The sequence below is a fragment of the Bdellovibrionota bacterium genome, assembly GCA_035292885.1.
Lineage (GTDB): Bacteria > Bdellovibrionota_G > JALEGL01 > JALEGL01 > DATDPG01 > DATDPG01.
Window position 1 is genome coordinate 1 of record DATDPG010000103.1, and the last position, 2,641, is coordinate 2,641.

Genomic DNA, 2,641 nt, shown 5'->3' on the forward strand with positions numbered 1-2,641 from the left:
TTTTTCATCCAGGCCCACAGCGCGGAAAGGATCGCGATCGAGGGAGATTTGGAATCGCAGAAAAAATTCCTCGTTTCCCTCGGCTCGAACTTCCACATTTCGGCGAAAAGGCTGCGGTTTGATTACGAAAAACCCTGGGACGCCCTGGCGCGCGCCCGAAAAAACGCGAATTGGCGGAGAGAGAGGGATTCGAACCCCCGGTACGGTTTCCCGTACACCTGATTTCGAGTCAGGCGCCTTCAACCACTCGGCCATCTCTCCCCGTCTTGTCGCGCCGTTCGACGAAGAATGTACGCAAGAGTTGGGCACATTCCAACTCCCTCACGCCGCCGGTAATTTCCACACGATGATTTAAATTTAGGTGCTGTTCATTAACGGACACAAAGCGGAGTGCGCCCCCTTTCGGATTGGGGCATCCGAAAACGACGCGTTGAATCCGCGCTAAGTAAATCGCTCCCGTACATAATAGACACGGCTCGGCAGTGACGTAGACCGTGGCGTTTTCCAGACGCCAACTTTGAAGCGTTTCCGCCGCATGCCGAAGAGCGACAACTTCCGCATGCGCCGTCGGATCTTGAAGAGCCTCCCGTTCGTTTCCCCCTTCCGAATAAATGTTCCCATCGATAACAACGATCGCCCCGACCGGCACATCTCCGCGCAATGCCGCCTTTCGGGCCCGCTGGATCGCCAACCCCATAAAGTAGTTGTCGGAAAGTTTACCTTCGTTATTCTCCATAGTTGCGGGTTCGCCTGTTCTCACAGTCAAGGCGCACTGTCCAGTCTGCAAGTAAGGCGCAGCAATTGTTTCGCGCAGCAAGGCGCGACGATGGGAGCGACTCGGTATGCTAGTAAGGCTTAGGATTTTTCCCGTTTCGCGAGGCCGCAACCCCGAGCGAACCGGAGCATACTTTAGTTCGTATGTGAGGATTCGCGAGGGGTGAGAACGACGCGAAGCGGGAAAAAGACAAGCCGTGGTGCGCCCTAGGTGATTCGAACACCTGACCTACAGATTCGTAGTCTGTCGCTCTATCCAGCTGAGCTAAGGGCGCGCCGAGGGCGGGATGGTGACGCAAGAGGAGGCGTTAGTCAAAGTGAAAACCTGGCCGTTATTACCGGAGGCATCTCTACTCTTAGCAACTCTTTTTTGGGGCCTCACGTTCATTCTGACGAAGCAGGCTTTGGTCTTCAGTGGTCCTTTCACGTTCCTCACGTTCCGCTGCATTCTCGCTCTTCCCCTGTTGATGACCTGGAAGGCATCGGAACAGCGAAAAGGGCTGACACCTGCCTCCCTTCGCGCGGGGGTTGCTACGGGCCTCACGCTCTTCGGCGCCTTTGCTCTTCAGACCATGGGTCTTCAATACACATCGGCCACTAATACGAGCCTTTTGACCGGGATTTACGTCGTTCTGATCCCGTTCCTGGCTCTCCTTCTTTTGCGAGAAAAGATTTTTCTCTACGCCTGGATAGGGATCGGCTTGAGCGGGGTGGGTGTCGTCGTGATGGCGGGAAATGCTTCGAGCTGGAATCCCGTGGGGGACACCATGGTCCTCATCAGCACGTTGTTCATCGCTCTTCAGGTCATCGCCGTGCAAGCGTGGACAAAAAAATACAGCCCCCCTCTCATGGCCACGCTCCAGATCGCGACGCTGGGCGTTCTTTGCGCGGGATGTGCGTTCTTATCCGAATCTCCGCTGCTGGTTCCGAATCATTTGCCGTACTGGATCTCCGTGATCGTGACCTCCGTCTTGGCGACGTTCATTTGCTTTGTAATACAGGCGACGATGCAAAAACGAACGACCGCTACGAAAGCCGGTCTCATCTACATGACGGAACCTCTATGGGGCGCCCTCTTCGCCAATGTCATCGGCGGGGAACCGATTGCTTTTCAGACCCTTTCGGGCGGTATAATCTTGCTCGCAGGAATGTTCGTTTCTGAGTACCCTTCTATTCGTGGAGCCTGGGCCCGGTATGGGAAGTCCCAAGTCACGCCGCGAACGTAAGGGCTTTACGCTGATCGAACTGATGATCGTCGTGGCGATCATCGGAATTCTGGCCGCCACGGCCGTTCCGGCCTTTCTTAAGTACATCCGCAAGAGCAAGACCACCGAGGCGCTCAGCGGCATTCGAAAGATTTATGACGGTGAGATCGCCTATTTTGACGTCGACCATATCGATCGTTTCGGAATGCGCGTGTCGAGCCGCTTTGTGAGCGCCGGGCCTGATCCCGCAAACGTCCCTTCGGGAACGTCGACCGCCGGCAACTGGTCCTCGGCGGGATGGGTGGATGTCCAATTCGCGTCCGACTCCCCCGTTCGCTACAGTTACCGGGCCATTGCCTCGGGAACGGGTACCGCCGCTTCCTTTACGGCCCGTGCCGAAGGCGACCTCGACGGAGATACAAGCACCTCCCTCTTTGAGCGCGTCGGTAGCGTCAATAGCGCCACCGGAGATTTTGTCGGGGGATCGGGCGTTTTTAAAGTGGAAACCCTGGAATAACCTGGATTTTTCTCATTCTTTAAACCGAGCAAGAACTGTAATAGGATCACCCGTTCGTGCACTCATCTCCAATGGAAAGGAGAAAATATATGAAGGCCCAATTGAACCGTTTTTTCTGGATTGTCCTTGCGCTGTCAGTGCCCGC

3 protein-coding genes and 2 tRNA genes are annotated in these 2,641 nt (G+C 55.5%); 2 read left to right on the plus strand and 3 right to left on the minus strand.

Annotated features, from left to right (window positions below; translation table 11 throughout):
• Positions 1 to 171 precede the first annotated feature (171 nt).
• The 3 genes from VI895_08260 to VI895_08270 form a co-directional block, all read right to left on the minus strand.
• Positions 172 to 261, minus strand: a tRNA-Ser gene (locus VI895_08260).
• A complete protein-coding gene (gene tadA, locus VI895_08265; GenBank protein ID HLG19792.1) occupies positions 230 to 736 on the minus strand; it encodes a tRNA adenosine(34) deaminase TadA in 507 nt (168 codons plus the stop codon). Before tadA ends, VI895_08260 begins: the two co-directional genes overlap by 32 nt.
• Before the next feature lie 236 nt (positions 737 to 972).
• Positions 973 to 1,049, minus strand: a tRNA-Arg gene (locus VI895_08270).
• A 12-nt stretch (positions 1,050 to 1,061) separates the two neighbouring features.
• On the opposite strand from VI895_08270, the gene VI895_08275 reads away from it, so the two are divergent.
• Both VI895_08275 and VI895_08280 read left to right on the plus strand, forming a co-directional pair.
• On the plus strand, positions 1,062 to 2,000 hold the full coding sequence (locus VI895_08275) for a DMT family transporter (protein HLG19793.1): 939 nt from the start codon (positions 1,062 to 1,064) through the stop codon (positions 1,998 to 2,000).
• Positions 1,969 to 2,496 carry a prepilin-type N-terminal cleavage/methylation domain-containing protein gene (locus tag VI895_08280; protein HLG19794.1) on the plus strand — a complete coding sequence of 176 codons (528 nt, stop codon included), beginning with the start codon at positions 1,969 to 1,971 and terminating at the stop codon, positions 2,494 to 2,496. The genes VI895_08275 and VI895_08280 overlap by 32 nt, the downstream gene beginning before the upstream one ends.
• Positions 2,497 to 2,641 lie beyond the last annotated feature (145 nt).